15 protein-coding genes are annotated in these 16,277 nt (G+C 34.2%); 4 read left to right on the top strand and 11 right to left on the bottom strand.

Going from position 1 to position 16,277, the window contains the following annotated elements:
• Window positions 1-4 precede the first annotated feature (4 nt).
• From AC3WVZ_RS10380 to AC3WVZ_RS10355, 6 genes are all read right to left on the bottom strand, one after another.
• Entirely contained in the window at window positions 5-898 is an 894-nt protein-coding gene (locus AC3WVZ_RS10380) for an isochorismatase family protein (RefSeq protein WP_001007255.1), read from the bottom strand.
• Between the two features lie 24 nt (window positions 899-922).
• A complete protein-coding gene (locus AC3WVZ_RS10375; RefSeq protein WP_000960113.1) occupies window positions 923-2,539 on the bottom strand; it encodes a (2,3-dihydroxybenzoyl)adenylate synthase in 1,617 nt (538 codons plus the stop codon).
• 12 nt (window positions 2,540-2,551) lie between these two features.
• Window positions 2,552-3,751 carry an isochorismate synthase DhbC gene (gene dhbC, locus AC3WVZ_RS10370; RefSeq protein ID WP_001002067.1) on the bottom strand — a complete coding sequence of 400 codons (1,200 nt, stop codon included), beginning with the start codon at window positions 3,749-3,751 and terminating at the stop codon, window positions 2,552-2,554.
• A gap of 25 nt (window positions 3,752-3,776) precedes the next feature.
• Window positions 3,777-4,562, bottom strand: a complete 786-nt coding sequence (gene dhbA, locus AC3WVZ_RS10365) for a 2,3-dihydro-2,3-dihydroxybenzoate dehydrogenase (RefSeq protein ID WP_001048437.1) — start codon at window positions 4,560-4,562, stop codon at window positions 3,777-3,779.
• A gap of 627 nt (window positions 4,563-5,189) precedes the next feature.
• Window positions 5,190-6,392, bottom strand: a complete 1,203-nt coding sequence (locus AC3WVZ_RS10360; protein ID WP_233936340.1) for an L-lactate MFS transporter — start codon at window positions 6,390-6,392, stop codon at window positions 5,190-5,192.
• Window positions 6,393-6,742: 350 nt separating this feature from the next.
• Entirely contained in the window at window positions 6,743-7,060 is a 318-nt protein-coding gene (locus AC3WVZ_RS10355; RefSeq protein WP_000627304.1) for a hypothetical protein, read from the bottom strand.
• A 687-nt stretch (window positions 7,061-7,747) separates the two neighbouring features.
• Here AC3WVZ_RS10355 and AC3WVZ_RS10350 point away from each other — a divergent pair.
• Complete coding sequence (locus AC3WVZ_RS10350) at window positions 7,748-7,933, top strand: YkvS family protein (RefSeq protein ID WP_000646793.1); 186 nt, start codon at window positions 7,748-7,750, stop codon at window positions 7,931-7,933.
• 58 nt (window positions 7,934-7,991) lie between these two features.
• Here AC3WVZ_RS10350 and AC3WVZ_RS10345 read toward each other — a convergent pair whose 3' ends face one another.
• Window positions 7,992-8,291, bottom strand: a complete 300-nt coding sequence (locus AC3WVZ_RS10345; protein ID WP_000214801.1) for an ArsR/SmtB family transcription factor — start codon at window positions 8,289-8,291, stop codon at window positions 7,992-7,994.
• 490 nt (window positions 8,292-8,781) lie between these two features.
• Between AC3WVZ_RS10345 and AC3WVZ_RS10340 the strand changes: the two genes are divergently transcribed.
• Entirely contained in the window at window positions 8,782-8,955 is a 174-nt protein-coding gene (locus tag AC3WVZ_RS10340) for a hypothetical protein (RefSeq protein WP_001141668.1), read from the top strand.
• Window positions 8,956-9,062: 107 nt separating this feature from the next.
• Here the strand turns inward: AC3WVZ_RS10340 and AC3WVZ_RS10335 are convergent, their stop codons facing one another.
• From AC3WVZ_RS10335 to AC3WVZ_RS10320, 4 genes are all read right to left on the bottom strand, one after another.
• Entirely contained in the window at window positions 9,063-12,152 is a 3,090-nt protein-coding gene (locus tag AC3WVZ_RS10335) for an AAA family ATPase (RefSeq protein WP_001247465.1), read from the bottom strand.
• Complete coding sequence (locus AC3WVZ_RS10330; RefSeq protein ID WP_233936338.1) at window positions 12,149-13,306, bottom strand: exonuclease SbcCD subunit D; 1,158 nt, start codon at window positions 13,304-13,306, stop codon at window positions 12,149-12,151. Before AC3WVZ_RS10330 ends, AC3WVZ_RS10335 begins: the two co-directional genes overlap by 4 nt.
• 15 nt (window positions 13,307-13,321) lie before the next feature.
• Complete coding sequence (locus AC3WVZ_RS10325; RefSeq protein WP_000667342.1) at window positions 13,322-13,561, bottom strand: DUF2584 family protein; 240 nt, start codon at window positions 13,559-13,561, stop codon at window positions 13,322-13,324.
• Window positions 13,562-13,745: 184 nt separating this feature from the next.
• Entirely contained in the window at window positions 13,746-14,003 is a 258-nt protein-coding gene (locus AC3WVZ_RS10320; RefSeq protein WP_001119404.1) for a hypothetical protein, read from the bottom strand.
• A 329-nt stretch (window positions 14,004-14,332) separates the two neighbouring features.
• On the opposite strand from AC3WVZ_RS10320, the gene AC3WVZ_RS10315 reads away from it, so the two are divergent.
• Both AC3WVZ_RS10315 and AC3WVZ_RS10310 read left to right on the top strand, forming a co-directional pair.
• Window positions 14,333-15,388 (top strand): enoyl-CoA hydratase/isomerase family protein, encoded by a 1,056-nt coding sequence (locus tag AC3WVZ_RS10315; protein WP_233936336.1) that lies wholly within the window; start codon window positions 14,333-14,335, stop codon window positions 15,386-15,388.
• A 252-nt stretch (window positions 15,389-15,640) separates the two neighbouring features.
• Entirely contained in the window at window positions 15,641-16,273 is a 633-nt protein-coding gene (locus AC3WVZ_RS10310) for a LysE family translocator (protein WP_000572360.1), read from the top strand.
• Window positions 16,274-16,277 lie beyond the last annotated feature (4 nt).

The raw sequence follows: 16,277 nt of genomic DNA, 5'->3' as shown, positions 1-16,277 counted from the left end.
TTTGTTACAGCACCTGTGCTGTTTGTGAAGATAGTAAACTGTACCAACCTGCAACAGTTGGACGTTCTGCTAAATCTGCAAAAGTGATTTCTTTCCCTTCACGACGCCATTTCTCTACTAAACTCATAATTCTGACCGAATCAAGCCCTCTATTTAATAAGTCCTCATCAATATCAATACTCTCTACTGGCTCACGAAGTAGTTGTGCAACTAGTTCATGCACTTCCTGTATAGTGATTCCTTCACTCTCATCACCTTTTACACTTTGTAAAGCTTTTAACAGTAGGTTTGTTGATGTCGTTACTGCACATCTATTAGATGCATACTCCAATGCTTGTTTATGATGCTCTAGTGAAAAATCAGCAACTGCATCTGCTACAAAGAACGGCTCTATACCATCCATAAATGCTTCACAAGCTGTTAAAAGACAGCCAATATGCGCATAAATACCGCAAATAATGAGTTGATCTCTTCCTTGTTCATTTAAAATTTCTAATAGATTTGTCTTTTTAAATGCACTATATCTCCATTTTGTTAGGAATATATCATCTTCATCAGGAGTAAGTTCATCAACAATTTTCTTTTTATCTGGTCCAGCAGGAATACCGTCACCCCAAAAGTCTTGTAATAAACCTCGTTGTTCTAACGTTTGCCCACCAGGTTGTGCTGTATAAACAACTGGTATACCAAGTTCCTTACATTTTTCTCTTATCATTTTAATATTTGAAATAAGTTCTACTTTTGGTGATTCTTTATCGCTATATGCATCAAGAAAATATTCTTGCATGTCATGAATTAAAAGTACTGCACGTTTTGGATCTGGTGTCCAATTCACTTTATTTTTTGGTAGTTCTGATTCAATTGGCATTTTATATACTGAAATAGATGGGATAGCCATCTAATCACTTCCTTCCGGTTTTTATTATTGTTTTACTATAATTAGTTTTTCAGCAATGACTTTACGTAGTTCTTTTTTGCTGACTTTTCCGACTCCTGTTTGCGGGAATGATTCAATAAATTCAATTCGATCTGGAATTTTATAAGCCGCGATACCACGTTCTCTTAAAAACATTTTTAATTCACTTACTGCCGGAACTTGTTCGCGAGCTATAACAAAAGCACAGGTGCGTTCACCTAAATAATCGTCAGGCATAGATACAATTGCTACGTCATGAACCGCATCGTGTGCTAATAAATGATTTTCAACTTCTTCCGCAGCAACTTTCTCACCACCACGGTTAATTTGATCTTTATCTCTTCCTTCTACAATGATGTATCCTTGTTCATTTACTTTTACAAGATCACCTGTGCGATAAAACCCATCCTTTGTAAATGATCGTGCATTATGCTCTTCAGCTTTATAGTAACCACGAATTGTATATGGACCTCTTGTTAATAAACTACCTACTTCGCCAGGTTGTACATCGTTGTCATTTTCATCAACAACTCGTACTTCATCGAGTGCAGACATTGGTCTACCTTGTGTATGAATAATAATTTCTTCCGGATCGTCTAATCTTGTATAGTTCACTAATCCTTCCGCCATACCGAATACTTGCTGTAACGTACATCCAAATGTAGGGCGTATACGTCTTGCAACCTCAGCGCTAAACTTAGCACCACCTACTTGAATAACCTCTAGGCTCGATAAATCGGTATTACGAGAAGATGCAGCATCAAGCCAAATCATTGCTAATGGGGGAACGAGCGCTGTAATTGTAACTTTTTCTTTTTCAATAAGAGCAAATGCCTCATCTGGACTACCACCAGTTGCCAATACCACTTTTCCACCCGCATAGAAAGTTCCAAATGTCCCTGGAGAACTCATTGGGTAATTGTGTGCTACTGGAAGAACTGCCATATAGACGCTTTCTGCATTCAAATTACAAATTTCAGCGCTTACACGTAAACTATAAATATAGTCATCATGTGTTCTAGGAATTAATTTAGAAAGACCTGTTGTCCCTCCTGATAATTGGAGAAATGCAACATCACTTGGCTGAACTTCTGGTAATGAGACGGGATCCATATACAGATCATTTATGTTCACAAACTCTTCTTCTTCCCCCACTACAATTACACGTTGTAAAGTTGGCACTTTCTCTTTCACTTCTCTTGCTAGTTTTCGATAATCAAAACCGAGAGCCTTATCTGAAATAACGTAAGCGCTCGCCTCACCAAACTCACAAAAATAACTAATTTCACTGCTTCGATGTGAAGGTAGTGCAAAGACAGGAAGCGCTCCAATTCGAAATAGTGCAAAACATATTTCGAAAAACTCGATAATGTTAGGTAACTGGATTACAACTCTGTCCCCTTTCTTTATTCCTAAATTCAGTAAACCTGCTGCTAAACGATCGGCATTTTTATCAAGTTCACTATATGTCATATGCTTCTTACCACTTACAACCGCGATTCGATCTCCATATTTCTCAGCCCGCTCTCTTAACACTCCTCCAAATGTTTCACCAAGCCAACATCCTTCTTCTCGATAATGATCGGCAAATTCTTTTGGCCATTCTGTATAACCTACTAGCATTCTTTCTTCCCCCTATTTTTCATTAAGTGAACTATCTCTTAACCCTAAAGCTTTTAACATTGTTTGGAACTTAGCCGATGTTTCTGCTAACTCATCTTCTGGTTTTGACTCAGCAACAACTCCAGCTCCTGCATATAAACGAAGTGTATTTTCTTGTACTTCAGCACAACGAATTGTAACAATCCATTCTCCATCTCCATTTAAATCGCTCCATCCTAGCATTCCTGTAAAGAACTCGCGGTCAAATGGCTCAATATGCTGTATAGCCTCTCTTGCTTTTTCCATCGGAGTTCCGCAAACTGCTGGCGTAGGATGAAGGGCAATTGCTAATTGTAAAGAAGAAGTATTTGGATCCTTAAGTTCACCTTTCACTTCTGTAGACAAATGCCACATCGCTTCACTATGAATAACTGATGGCTTTTCTGGGACATGTAATGTATGACAATACGGACGAAGTGCAGCGGCAACCGCTTCAACTACTACCGCATGTTCATGTAAATCTTTTGGAGAAGAAAGTAATTCCTCTGCTCTTCTTTTATCTTCTACTAGGTCCTCACTACGTGGCCTTGAACCAGCTAACGGATTAGAAATAACTTGCATACCATTACGTGAAACAAGCAATTCAGGACTTGCTCCAATTAGCGTCTTACTGTTCTCTTTTTCATCTTTCGGTAAATTCACAGCAAATGTATAACCATGCTTATTATGCTCTGCTAATTCTCGCAGAAGTTTTTGCTTATCAATCTTTTCCGAAGATTTAACATCTAACGATCTAGATAGAACGATTTTCTTTAAATCACCGTCCTGTATTTTTTTAATTCCTTGCTTCACACCATTCATATAAACTTCAGGGTCTGGCATTGGCGTCATTTCAAATGTTACGTTCTCATTTGTTTCAAGCTGATTTGTTGTATCCAATTGTAAACGCTCAGAAATCCTACTATATTCTGGTACGATAAGTTGCACTTCTTTTCTACGATCGAATGGCAAAGCACCCACAACGATAGGATTTGGATTTCCAGCTTGTTTCGCATTACTTAATGTCGCTTGCACAAGCTCTGGGAAATTTTCAATTTCACGATGCTTTACTGTAGTAAACTCTCCTTCTGCTAATATCGTTCGAGTTGGTGAAGCAAAAAAGAATGAAGATTCAGTCTTATAATCTTCTAAAAGTTTTTCTGACAATTCCTTTACAGCTATATGTTCATTCATAATATAATAACCTCCTGAATTTTGATTAAACTCCTAACGTAGCACCGCCATCGACACATAAATTGTGCATTGTAATATGACTTGCTCTATCTGAGGCTAAAAATAACACGGCTTCAGCAACTTCTGAAGGTTGTGCAATTTTTTGTAATGGAATTCCGAGTCTATATGTATTTTGAGAACCAGCAATTATATTTTTAGCTCCATTCTCATCAGCCCATAGTAATCTTTGCATCTCAGTTTCAGTAGAACCTGGAGAAACTAAGTTGCAGCGTATATTGTATGCCGCAAGCTCTAGTCCTAAACATTTCATAAACATCGTCGTTGCAGCCTTTGACGCAGCATACGCAGCCATCTCCATTCTCGGCGTATTTGCCGCATTTGAACCGACTGTAACAATTGCCCCTGATTTTCTTAACATCATATTTTTACTTACCGCTCGGGACATATTGAAAACCCCTGTAGTATTTACAGAGAATGTTTTATTCCAATCTTCATCACTTAACGAATGAATTGGTCCCATACGTAAAACCCCTGCAACATTTATTAAAATATCTATTGGCGCTATTTCATTTGCAATATGATTTACCATGTCTTCAACAGCAGCGCTATTACTCACATCTAAACGAAACGTTTTCATACGTGTTTTATTTAATTCATTTTGATTTAAGAGTACATTTAACCCCTCTTCATTTTGATCAACCGCAATAACTGTGGCTCCTCTTTCTAAAAACATTTTGGCAACAACACTGCCTATGCCTTGTGCTGCACCTGTTACTAAAACTGTTTGCCCATCAAATTCCCCTAAGTTCATTTTCTCTATCCTTTCACATAAACATTAATTTCATTAAGTGACATAAATGATATTGATTTTCATTATCAATCATGTTGTAAAAAATAATACACTTACTAAACTAATTGGTCAAGTGCGCATTACTTTAAAATCCATTTTATTGATAATGTTTTTCATTTACTATCTTACACCGAAATGATAATGTTTCTCAATAAACTTGTCAATCTTTTTTTATTTTTCAGATAAAGTATTTTAATGCTTCTTAATAAAATCATACCTAAACGCATTAAATGTACTTATATTATAAATAAAATTCAAACTCCTCTTTTTAAAATTGAAGAAGATAAACTAGAGATACGTTCATTTACAATGCTTTATGAAAAACTCAAGTATATATTTTCTCAATATTTTTCTGAAAATATATCTTACAAATACTAATGAATGTCTTCTTTATCATTTAAGATTTAATATATATTTCGAATATGATGTATCAATTTATTATATTCCAAATGGGTATTCCACTCACTTTTACATCTATAAAAATCACAAAAGTAATTTAACCTTGTTAAAATAACTCATAAAAAAGCATCCTAATTAATAGAATAGGATGCTTTTTCGTAATCATAGTGTTATAGAAGATTTGTATACTTATGCTACGCTGCGATACTCTTCTTCTTGTTCTTTTTTCTGTTTAGGTGCTTGAATTAAAATTGCGATAATGAATGACACGACACATAATACACCAATCACCATGAACGTTGGTTTGAATCCACCTAGAAGTGCACCGATAAAGGAACCTGCAAGCGCCCCAAATCCAAATCCTTGATACACAATTCCGTAGTTCTTACTATGGTTTTTCATACCGAAGAAATCACCAACAATAGCTGGGAAAATAGTGATATTTCCACCAAGGCAAAACGCTACACTTGCTACACATACGAAGTAAATACCATAATTTAAATCTACAAAACTTAGAACTAAGACTGAACTCGCCATAACAACAAAAGTACCAGTAACGATTTTTAAACGCCCAATTTTATCCGATAACGGTCCTAAAATGATACGACCTAATGTATTGAAGATTGCAACCATAGCCACCGCATTAGCTGCTGTTGCTGCGCTAAGTCCTACAAGTTGAACACCAATGTCTTTTACCATACCAATTAAGTATAAGCCACTCATACATGATGTAAATAACATGATAAATAATAAGTATACTTGTTTTGTGCCTAACATTTCTTTCGTTGTGTATTCCTTAGTTTTTGTTTCATGAACTGCTCCTTGATCTGCAGCTTGATGGATTAAACAAGCACCAATTACAATCATAGCTGTAACAATTAAACCCCAGTATATAAATGCTTGCGATACACCAACTGATTCAATCAACTGTGCGTTAACGTATTTAAAGATTAAGCTACCTGAACCATATGCAGAGACAGAAATACCAGCAATTAAACCTTTACGCTCTGGAAACCACTTTATTAAATTTGATAGTGAAGTGATATATGCTGTACCATCTGCATAACCTACAACAACTCCTGCTAGTACATAAAGCAATATTAATGAAGAAGCTTGTGAACTAAGTATTAACCCTAGTCCTAATGCTAATCCAGCTATCATAATAAGTTTACGAAGTCCCCATTTTTCTTGCAATTTACTCGCAAATAAAGTTGAAAATGCTAAAGAAAGACTAGTAATTGAGAAAGTTATCGCAACAGCGTTAAGACTCCAACCGTATTTACTAACTAAAGGCTGATTGAATAAACTCCATGTATATATCGTCCCAAGCCCCATTTGTACTATAACTGTGCCAAGGACAACAAACCATGGATTAACAGTTGATTTTTTCATACCTTTCCGCCTCCTCTTTCTATTTCAATGCTATTCGCTAAATTTACTTTTTTTATGTTCATTTTGGTCACCTCTTTTGATTTGACACCTTCATTGTATAAGATGTTTTCGTTCATGTAAGCACTTACAAGACAGAGCGTCAAAAACGTAGAATCAGTTACAAAAAACGAAGGATGAAATACAAAAACTACTTATTAAATACGTAACAGTTATTTAATAAGTAGTTTTTGTATAAGCTCGATTTACATTTGTTTTTGAACCCTTTTTTAAAAAGTGAAACAATAAAACCGTCTCTTTACTATTTATTAAAGAGACGGTTTTATTAGGTCAATTCATAAGCCTGACTTTTTTTATACGTTTATAATTGTTTCTTCAAATGTAACAATTGGCTCTACAAATTCCATCATAATGAAAGCATTTTTAATACGTCTTGTTAAAACTTCTTTTAATTCTGCACACATTTGTTCTGTAAGTGATTTTACAAATACAAAGTTATGATAATAAATCACACTCTTCTCTTTACTTAATGGGTTTAAAAACATCCCTTCTTTTGTAACGAGAGCATTAGAATGCCCCGATAAAGTTGAAAGAAACGTCTCTAAAATTTTTATTTCTCTTTTTGAAAACGATTCTTCACAAACTACTTTAATATTCATTTCTGTTATCATTTATATATTCCCCCAACCATTTTTTCACAAGGGGATACTATAATACTATTAAATTTTCACAAGACTCCCCTTGTCGTTCATAAAATTCACCAGAAAACTAAGTTGACTAACTTGTTTTTTCCCTTTATTCATATAAATCTCTCCTTTCGTATATATTACTTCTCCATTTGTAATTGATTACCTTTTTATATTAAAGTTTTTCTATGTTTTTAATTGGAATTTTACCAATTAGAGATCTTATTAATAAACGTATATTTTTCTTATACTCCTGAAAAAAACTTTACTTATCTACTTTACGTTTTGTGCTACATAGTGTCTGTTTTTTGAATAATTTGTTTCTCTGCAGTATTTACATAGAAATATTGTTTCGCTAATGCTGAAAACAATTTACTTTGCTTATAATAAAGTGAAACTTTAATCAACCCTCACCAATCGGGCTTTTATGGGCAGCAGGGCCCCCACCTAACTTCTTTGCTTCCACTGAATTTTGAGGTGGGGGTCTTACTGCCCAGCAAATAGCGGGATAAACTTAAATAAAATATAACTTTTAACATAAGAGTACTTTATACTTTTCTATTAGAGAACAAATTTTTTCCCAATAAATAAAACTAAATATTCACTAATATATCTATCCGTGGTTTAATATATATAATAAAAAAATATTTCTGTCTTTAATGAGGAGGTACTATGAAAGCAAACGTAGGGGATACTATACTTTTTCAACGAAATAATTTAAAGATTACAGGATCTGTATTAAAACTTTATACTGAATCGGTCTTAGTTGAAATTACAAATGTAAGCGGTGGTACTTTTGAATTTGATCGAACAATTGTAAATCATAAAAACTATAAAGTTTTAAATACAAATACATAAAACAACACAAAATAGCCCCTGCTCAACAGCAGGGGCTATTTTATATAAAAATATTTCACTAGTTTATATACCCTAAAACATTAACAATCTTACTCGCTTTTAAATTGTTAATATGATAATAAATTTCTAAACCTCTTCTCTCTGCTCGTAACACTTTACCCTTCATTTTTGATAAATGTTGTGAAACAGTAGATTGCGGAATATTCAGTAACTCTGTTAATTGTGTTACATTACAAGTTTTTCTCGTACTTAATTCATTTACAATTTGCAGTCTGATTGGATGCGCCATAATTTTTAAAATATCTACATCTTCTTCTGAAACTAAAGTTTTTCTCATTTCACTCGTATATGTTGTCATAAGACATTCCCCTTTTATATGAATTCCATATTCATAAGATCTATTTCCAAATTTTTTAAAACCCTTGATTAAAACTTTCATATAGAAATAAAAGGATTTTAAATTTTTGAAAACAGAACTTACATTCACTTTATTTATTTATTTGGTACATATACATAATACAATGTTAATATGTGCTCTATGTGAAGTTCACATAAATTTGTGATGAAGATTTACTTAGCCACTCGCATCCTACTCATCTAATTACTCACTGCGTAAAATCATCAGTTATTTTAACACATTTTAGGCGTTTGTATATACTATTTATAAAGTGAAACTTTAATCAGTGGGGCTTTTGTTCATCCCCCACTGATTATCAGCCCTCACCAATCGGGCTTTTACGGGCAGCAGGGCCCCACCTAAATTCTTTGCTTCCCCTGAATTTTTAGATGTGGGTCTTACTGCACGGCAAATAGCGAGATAAAACAACTTTTATAAAGGGGGGATTCATATGCCTACAGCGTTACAAGAAGAAGTCGAAGAAGCACGGGAAACATATGTCAGTCGTATCATCTTAGTTGGAGGATCGACTTTATTTTTAGTAGGCGGGGTTATATCGGCAATTTCAGCTTTTAAAGCTTATAATCGTTTGGAGAATACGCCGCCTTCTACAGATAATTCATAGATATTTTATAAAATAAAACGTCGCCTCCAATATGAAGAGACGACGTTTTATGATTCATACATATGACACTAAAAATATCGATAGATTCCCTACTCCATTTTCTAAGCTTACTTCACCACAAACCTAGTCTGACTACATCCATCCTTCTGCTTCGTTACTTCTAATACAGCTGGCATTGCGTTTTTCAGCTCTTGTACGTGTGAAATGACACCGATAAATCGGCCTGATTTTTGTAAGTCAATTAAGGCGTCTACTGCTTTCGTTAATGATTCTTCATCTAATGAACCGAACCCTTCATCGATGAACATCGTTTCGATGGAAATACCACCTTCATATGCTTGAATGACATCTGCCATTCCTAGCGCTAGGCAAAGTGATGCATTAAATTTCTCTCCGCCGGATAGTGTTTTTACATCGCGTGTTTGGCCAGTATATGCATCGTACACATCTAAGCCTAATCCACTTTGACGATTTCTCTTTTCAACTCGTTCACTTCGTTTTAAATAAAATTGTCCGTTTGATAATTTACGTAATCGTTCGTTTGCAATTTGAACAATTTGTTCTAAATACTCAATTAAGATGTAACGTTCAAATGATATACGGCTCTCGTTATCACCTTTCATTACTTCATATAAGTCAACAAGTTCTTGGAAAGCTTTTTCTTCCTCATGAATTTGCTCATCAATACGTCTAATGTTTTCATGTAAATCAGAAATATATGTTACCGCATTTTGCGCACGTTGACGTTTTTCTTTAATGATATCGAGATTAATTTGTAATTCTGTTATGTGTTCACCTAACGCTGTAATATCCATATACTCTTTATCTTTTAATTCAGCTTGTAACTCTTCAATTTGTTTTGCAAGCACTTCAAGCGATGAATAATAACCTTGAATTTCTTTTTGTAACATTTCCATCTCGTGATCGCTTAATTTGGCTTCTTTATACGTGAATTCGTCTGTAAACCCGCTTTGTTCTAGCTCTTTCATAAAGCGTGCGAAAGTCTCTTCTTTCTTTAATTTTGCACTTTCAAATTGATTAGAAGCACCTTTTTGTTCTGCTTGAATACGTATATTTTCATTTTGCCAATGCTGATACGCTTCCTGCACTTTCTTCCATTCGTCCTCCATTAACCTAAGTTCCTGCATAGCTTGGTCAAACTGTGCTTTCCAAGCTTGTACTGTTTGTAAGTTTTCTGGAATATTTCGTTTATCATGTTCATATGACGTACGAAGTTGCATACACTCCATTTCTGTACGGTGCTGCATTGTTTCCACTTCTCGTTTTTGTTTCTGAAGTTCTTCTATTTTTTCTTCTACGCTTTTCATGTTCGCAGCAATCTGCTTACGTGTTTCTTCACTTGCTTTTAACGTATTAACGTCTGCAGCTAATTGTTTTCCTTTTTGAACAAGTGCACTATATGTTTCAGCTAATTTTTCCGAGTTGTAGCCGCGCTTCACAACTTCTTCTATCACTTGTTCATATTGTAGTCGATAGAAATTCCATTTCTCCTCTACTTGCACATGTAATTTTTCAGCAATGTTCTTCTTATCTCTTAAATCGTTTAACTCTTTTTCATCGATCGCATTACTTTGTTCTGTAGCTTTTTGCGGATGATTCGTACTACCACATACCGGACAAGATTCACCGTCATGTAAATGAAGAGCTAATATACCAGCTTGTTCACTTAACCAGCGGCGCTCCATGTTTTCATATGCACGAACTGCCACTTGCATTTTATTATTTGCCGCTTCTTTTTCTTGCTCGAATTTTTGTTTTTCTTGCCAAACATCATATGCTTGCTTTAAAACTTTTGCATCTTCTCGCATATTCGTTAGTTCTTCTACTTTAGCTACATATTGCTCAAGTGCTTGTTCTAATTGCTGCAATTCATCAGACATTCTCTGTTTTTTGTTTGTATGCTCTTCTAGTTGTTGATCTAACTTTTGCATACTTTCTTTTAATTTCCCTATTTGGATTTCGGTATTTTGTAAATTCAGCTTTCTCTCAGCTAATGATTCAATAATCGCTTGTAACTCTTCTAATCTTTGAACAAGTTTTTTAGCCTCTTCTCGCTCAGCTTCTTTATTCTTTACTACTTCATACTTCTCCTGAGCAAGTTCAAAGCTATTCATTATCTGTTCTTGTTTGACGCTTATCTGTTTTAACAAACTTTCAGCTTTCTGCTCATTTTCCATCGCTTCTTCATACCATTGTTCAAATGGTAATAAGCGCTTTGCTTGTTCCGCACGTTTAAAGGATTTTTCTTTCCTTTCAATTGCTGCACGGTTCTCTTGTAAAGTGTTATATTTCTCATTCTTTTGTTGTAAATCTATAAATTTCTCATTTACAGATTTTGCTGCATGAAAACGTGTTTCTGCATCCTTTAATTGCTTCGTTTGAACATCTTGTTCTACTTGTAATTGCTCAACCTCTGCCTTATACACGGTTGTTTCTTGTTCTAACGCTTCTACTACTTGATGCGTATTTACATGTTCTTGTGCCACTAATGTCTCTAATAATGCTCCATCACGGATTGGTAATTTAAAAACATTACGGAAATAGAGCTCTCTCTCTTTTTGTTTTTCTTGCAAGACATCTTTCCATTGTTTTCTCTTTTGATCAAGTAACTCACGCATTAATTTATAACGATCCGTTTTAAAAATACGACGTAAAATCTCTTCTTTGTTTTCCGTCTCAGATGTTAATAGTTTTCGGAATTCCCCTTGGGGTAACATAACAATTTGGCTAAATTGATGTTTACTTAACCCAATTAAATCTTCCACTTTTTTGTTTACGTCTGTTACATGAAAACGATCGACGGCTGGAACGTTTTCTCCATCAATAACTTCATATAATTCTACTGCATGTCCTGTAATGGTCTTATTCCCTTGTTTTTTATGTCCAAGTTGCCGTTTTATTTCATAGCGTTTCCCTTTTAACTGAAAGGTTAATTCAACACTTGTATAAACATTATCATCAGCAAATTGACTTCGAAGCATGCTCGTATCACTACGTTCTTCTCCACTAGCCTCACCATATAACACATAACAAATCGCATCAAAAATCGTTGTTTTTCCAGCTCCCGTATTCCCAGAAATAGCGAAAATACGATGTTCTCCAAGATCTTCAAAATCGATTACTTCTTTCTGTTTATATGGCCCGAATGCTGTCATAATAAGCTGAATCGGTCTCATCCTCGTTCACCTTCCCGTTCTTGCACTGTTTGTAATACATCTATAAATAGGCGTTCTTTCTCTTCTGATAAATCTAACCCTTTCATTTCTTTATAGAAAGCCTTTAAAAGAGATAAATCATCCGTTTTATGTCTTGAAACCGTTACTTCATTTGTATCTGTGAGTTCTCGCCTTTGCATCGCTCTTTCAACGTGCATTGCATTTGGATATACAGATCGTATTTTCTCCATTGGCTGTAAGACAGGGTTTTCGTCTAATAATTTTACAAATACGTAATCTTCACTTACTGGGTGCTGTAATAATTCATCTATTTTCGCTTCTACTGTTCGCATTTTACGACGTGGTGAAAGTAACCTTTTTTCAATTGCTACTTCACCAGTTTCATTCAGTTCTACAATGTAATAACCTTTTTTATGTTTCTCTTCAGAAATTGAATAGGCAAGTGGTGAACCTGAATATCGAATCGTCTCATTACGTACGAAATGCGCTTGATGTAAATGTCCAAGCGCTGTGTAATGAAACTTATCAAAATAATGACTATTTACATATTCAGCACCACCAATTGAAAGTGGTCGTTCTGCATCACTTGTATTCTCCTCCGCTTCTGCTGAAGAAGTTACAAATGCATGTCCAACAAATACATGTCTAGCTTCTTTATCCATCGTTTCAGAGAGCTCATTCATAAAAATGCGCATCGCATCATCATGAGAACGTACGTCTTCATTTTTCAACACGTGCCTCACTATGCTTGGGTCTGCATACGGTATTAGATGGAAGTGAACCTCTCCATATTCATCATTTAGTACAACAGGTTCGTACGGGAATTGAAATTGACCTACAATATGTAATCCTTGTTTTTTCATTAAACTACTTCCAAAATGGATACGATCCGGACTATCATGATTACCAGCTACTGCAATAACTGGTGTTTGTAAATCAATAACTATTTTTTGCAGCACATCATTTAATAAGTCTACTGCTTCTGTAGGTGGAATTGCTCGGTCATATAAATCCCCTGCAATAATTACAGCATCTGGTTTTTCTTCTTCAACAGCCTGTACAAACTGATCTAATACAATCTTTTGGTCTTCAGTCATATACACGCCATGAACAAGCTTTCCTAAATGCCAATCCGCTGTATGAAATAACTTCATATTTTTCTACTCCTTTTAATTTACTGATTTTAGTGAAACGAGTTGATAGTTTATTGTAGTTTTTCCGTTCTCCCACTCTAGTTTCAATATCGTTGCACTTCCAATTCTTTCTTCATTTGATTTATATAAAGGCAATATTTCTTTAATTGTAAATAAGTGGTAACCATCCAATATTAATTGAAATATATTTTCTTCAATATGTAATCTTACTTCTTTTTCATTTGAAATAATTTTTGTGTGCATCTCAAATTTCATGATAGATACAACCCCTTTTTATAATCTCTACATTTTAATAGTATAGTGGCTATGCAAGATTGACAAGTACATACACAGCAAAGTACACACTTTTCTATTGTTATATGCTTTATGTATTTTATATAAAATACGGTATGTGAAATTTTACATTTCCCCCAAAATAAAAATGCCTATTGTGACATCTTTATTTTTGTATAAAGTCTTTCATTACATAATATAAAACGGTAATTAAGACGATTGCGACGAAAAATGAGAACACTGCGACAATGTAGCCATCTTTATTTAATAAAATACAGAATGAAATAGATATTATAAAAATCGGAAATACGAGACGTACTTTATCCTTCACTTCTTCTGTCGTATCTGTATGATGAAAATACTGCGTTATTCCTATCATTAAAAAAGACAAAATAATAACCGACAATAGTAAAGGTCCTGGCATTCCGATTTCTCCTTTCTCTATTTCTAATTCAATGTAAAATTTTTTATTACAATTGTACGATTTATTTTTTCTTCAAACACACTTTTAGAATTGATAATGAACATTTCACACCTATATAATAGCGCTTTTATCATTATAACTTCAAATAATTACACTTACAGTAATGTTGTAATATTCCCCCTCGGTCTCTGAAATCCTGCAAAGATAACTCGTCAAAATATGCAATGACCAAATTAATATTTACCGTCAACTTTTGACAAAATTTATAAAGGACATTTCAGTACATATCAAGAATTAAGAATAAGAAGATATGTAAGGGAGGATGCATTATGACTGAACAAGTTTTATTTTCTGTTAGTGAAAATGGCGTTGCGACAATTACTTTAAACCGTCCAAAAGCACTTAATTCTTTATCTTATGACATGTTACAACCTATCGGACAAAAACTTAAAGAGTGGGAACACGATGAGCATATTGCACTTATCATGTTAAAAGGAGCTGGCACAAAAGGTTTTTGTGCAGGTGGCGACATTAAAACTCTTTATGAAGCGCGTTCCAATGAAGTGGCATTGCAACATGCAGAACGTTTTTTTGAAGAAGAGTATGAAATTGATACATATATTTATCAATATACAAAACCGATTATTGCTTGTTTAGATGGAATTGTAATGGGCGGTGGTGTCGGTCTTACAAATGGTGCGAAGTATCGCATTGTAACTGAGCGTACGAAATGGGCAATGCCAGAGATGAATATCGGCTTCTTCCCAGACGTCGGAGCTGCATATTTCTTAAATAAAGCGCCTGGATATACAGGACGATTCGTTGCTTTAACAGCATCTATTTTAAAAGCTTCTGACGTATTATTTATTAATGCTGCAGATTACTTTATGACATCTGATTCATTACCAGAGTTTCTTACTGAACTTGAAAGTGTAAATTGGCATAAAGAAGATGATGTACATACTAATTTAAAAGAAGTTATTCGTACATTTGCAACTGCTCCAAACTTAGAAAGCGAGCTCGCTCCTTCATTAGAAGTAATCAATTCACATTTTGCTTTCGATACAATTGAAGAAATCATCCATTCATTGGAGAAAGATGAAAGTTCCTTTGCTCTAAAAACGAAAGAAATACTGTTATCAAAATCCCCTATTTCACTAAAAGTAACATTAAAACAGTTTATTGATGGACAAGATAAATCCGTTGAAGAATGTTTCGCTACGGACCTTATACTTGCTAAAAACTTCATGAGACATGAAGATTTCTTCGAAGGAGTACGCTCCGTTGTCGTTGATAAAGATCAAAATCCGAATTATAAATATAAACAGTTAAGTGACGTTTCAGAAGAAGATGTGAATCGTTTCTTTAACTTACTTAATGCATAAAATGAAATTGTCATGAGGGGATATTTTGTTCATCCCCCACCTAACTTCTTTGCTTCAGCTAAATCTTGTGTGGTGAAAATCTTACTACCCGCAAATAGCGGTATAAAATCGAGGCTATATAGTAGTGTAATTACAGCTACTATATAGCCTTTTTTATTTAATTATTTTTAATAAAATTTAATTTGATTAAATCCATTTTTGTGCTACACTGATTTTAATCAAATATTCTAAAAATAAAAAGGAGGGGTGGCTATGATAGAAAATTATCTTCTTTTCATCATTATGTCTATTTGCCTTATCATTTTACCTGGTCCAGATACAGCAATGGCTACGAAAAATACATTGGTTGCTGGTAAAGTCGGTGGAGTGAAAACAGTGTTTGGTACATGTATTGCACTATTAATTCATACTTTAGCTGCTGTAATTGGTCTTTCTGCACTTATTGTAAAGTCAGCTCTTTTATTTTCTATTTTCAAGTACGTTGGGGCTCTCTATTTAATATATATCGGTATTAAAGCCCTTTTAGCAGTAAGAAACAAAGAAAACTTAGATACAAATGATCTATCTTTGAATAATGAAAACGAACATACTTCTTGCTTTCGCCAAGGATTTCTTACAAATTTATTAAACCCTAAAGTAGCAGTCTTCTTTTTAACTTTTTTACCACAATTTTTAAATCCAAATCATAATACATTTATTCAACTTCTTGTAATGGGCCTTACTTACCTCGTTTTAACAGTCATTTGGTTTGCATTTTATATATTTTTAATTGATAAAATTAGTGCTTTTATGAAAAAACCGAAGACGCAACGTTATATTCAAGGGCTAACAGGAGTCGTCCTAATTGGATTTGGTATTAAACTAGCTTTTGAAAAAAATAATTAACAAG

This window comes from Bacillus sp. CPT56D-587-MTF (assembly GCF_058792335.1).
The sequence above is the reverse complement of the archived record's forward strand: the minus strand, read 5'-3'. Positions and strand labels throughout refer to the sequence as shown.

What these genes read in the sequence shown, in the direction of transcription:
- AC3WVZ_RS10350 (WP_000646793.1), top strand. Translation starts at nt 7,748, where the DNA reads ATGAAAGCAAACGTAGGGGATACTATACTTTTTCAACGAAATAATTTA.
- AC3WVZ_RS10355 (WP_000627304.1), bottom strand. Translation starts at nt 7,060, where the DNA reads ATGATAACAGAAATGAATATTAAAGTAGTTTGTGAAGAATCGTTTTCA.
- AC3WVZ_RS10320 (WP_001119404.1), bottom strand. Translation starts at nt 14,003, where the DNA reads ATGCCAGGACCTTTACTATTGTCGGTTATTATTTTGTCTTTTTTAATG.
- AC3WVZ_RS10380 (WP_001007255.1), bottom strand. Translation starts at nt 898, where the DNA reads ATGGCTATCCCATCTATTTCAGTATATAAAATGCCAATTGAATCAGAA.
- AC3WVZ_RS10325 (WP_000667342.1), bottom strand. Translation starts at nt 13,561, where the DNA reads ATGAAATTTGAGATGCACACAAAAATTATTTCAAATGAAAAAGAAGTA.
- AC3WVZ_RS10340 (WP_001141668.1), top strand. Translation starts at nt 8,782, where the DNA reads ATGCCTACAGCGTTACAAGAAGAAGTCGAAGAAGCACGGGAAACATAT.
- AC3WVZ_RS10360 (WP_233936340.1), bottom strand. Translation starts at nt 6,392, where the DNA reads ATGAAAAAATCAACTGTTAATCCATGGTTTGTTGTCCTTGGCACAGTT.
- dhbA (WP_001048437.1), bottom strand. Translation starts at nt 4,562, where the DNA reads ATGAACTTAGGGGAATTTGATGGGCAAACAGTTTTAGTAACAGGTGCA.
- AC3WVZ_RS10345 (WP_000214801.1), bottom strand. Translation starts at nt 8,291, where the DNA reads ATGACAACATATACGAGTGAAATGAGAAAAACTTTAGTTTCAGAAGAA.
- AC3WVZ_RS10330 (WP_233936338.1), bottom strand. Translation starts at nt 13,306, where the DNA reads ATGAAGTTATTTCATACAGCGGATTGGCATTTAGGAAAGCTTGTTCAT.
- AC3WVZ_RS10375 (WP_000960113.1), bottom strand. Translation starts at nt 2,539, where the DNA reads ATGCTAGTAGGTTATACAGAATGGCCAAAAGAATTTGCCGATCATTAT.
- AC3WVZ_RS10315 (WP_233936336.1), top strand. Translation starts at nt 14,333, where the DNA reads ATGACTGAACAAGTTTTATTTTCTGTTAGTGAAAATGGCGTTGCGACA.
- AC3WVZ_RS10310 (WP_000572360.1), top strand. Translation starts at nt 15,641, where the DNA reads ATGATAGAAAATTATCTTCTTTTCATCATTATGTCTATTTGCCTTATC.
- dhbC (WP_001002067.1), bottom strand. Translation starts at nt 3,751, where the DNA reads ATGAATGAACATATAGCTGTAAAGGAATTGTCAGAAAAACTTTTAGAA.
- AC3WVZ_RS10335 (WP_001247465.1), bottom strand. Translation starts at nt 12,152, where the DNA reads ATGAGACCGATTCAGCTTATTATGACAGCATTCGGGCCATATAAACAG.